This is a genomic window from Xenorhabdus santafensis (genome assembly GCF_033949405.1).
GTDB lineage: Bacteria > Pseudomonadota > Gammaproteobacteria > Enterobacterales > Enterobacteriaceae > Xenorhabdus > Xenorhabdus santafensis.
On the sequence record NZ_VCDN01000291.1, the window covers coordinates 1 to 1,041 of the forward strand.

1 protein-coding gene is annotated in these 1,041 nt (G+C 32.6%); it reads left to right on the plus strand.

What is annotated here, in order from left to right; all coding sequences use genetic code 11:
- Positions 1-807: 807 nt before the first annotated feature.
- A partial coding sequence (locus FE392_RS20280) for a hypothetical protein (protein ID WP_319931914.1) occupies positions 808-1,041 on the plus strand: 234 nt, incomplete at its 3' end.

Sequence of the window (1,041 nt, forward strand, 5' to 3'; positions counted from 1 at the left end):
TTTTATACAAGTAATTGTTATAAAAAAATCAAAATGAAATGGCAGCAGGACTAAATTCAGGATCGTTGGAGGTTTAAATACGAATATAGTGTTGGGGTCTCAAGAAGAGATAAGTATATATTTAGAGATTCTATAGAAAAAATGTTTTTAATATTTGTCGCAGAATTAGTGCTTACGCCCTAGAGGTTATGTTAGGTATGGCGAGCATTCGGCCTTAGGCGGATGCGCGCCAGGGATAGTTAAGCGTTAAGAGGATGAAAAATATTAACAAGGTAGTTATCTATAGAGGTATTTAATATATAGTTGGATTTAATTGTGAGTTATAGAAGATATAGCCGATATAACTTCAGGTATAAAGGTAGAATGTATTAAAAGAAGGAACGATGTATATATTCATCAGAGTACGCAAAATCACTTCTGAAAGGTTTGAAATGTGAATCGGTAGATGGGAATGGAAAGCCTGTAAGAAGCCGTAGCAAGGCGAAGGAGTTTTATTTAGAAAAGTTTTTTGGTTTGTAAAAAGTTTTTTAAATAAAAGTTGATGTCCCGTAGGGTTGCCTAAAGGAATAGTAAACCAAGCTATTGCGTACTCCCAAACATTGTTTGGGGGACACCCGCTGTGAGCGTAAAGGGTGTGGGAATATCCCACATATAAAAAATTTTTGTGTCCCTTTTTTTAAAAAGGACGGTTTAATTTTGTGAAAAATACGGGACGTGAAATTTCATTGTGATTTATAAAGTTTATATAAATTATAAAACAAGGAGTTATATCGGTTATATCGAATGTAAATTTGTGAGGTGATTGCAATGGTTGTTATATATCAAACAACAAAACAAGCAGCACAAACATTAAATATTAATCATACAACTTTTAAAAAATATTATGGTATGTTTGAGAGATATAACGGATATAACTTCTTAAGAGATTCAAAAGGACAGGTAATGTTTAGTGAATATGATTTAGAAGTATTTAAGAGGTTATTATTAGTTAAGACGGAACCAGGAAGGACTATAGAAGAATCTTGTAGAGTTGTTGGTGAA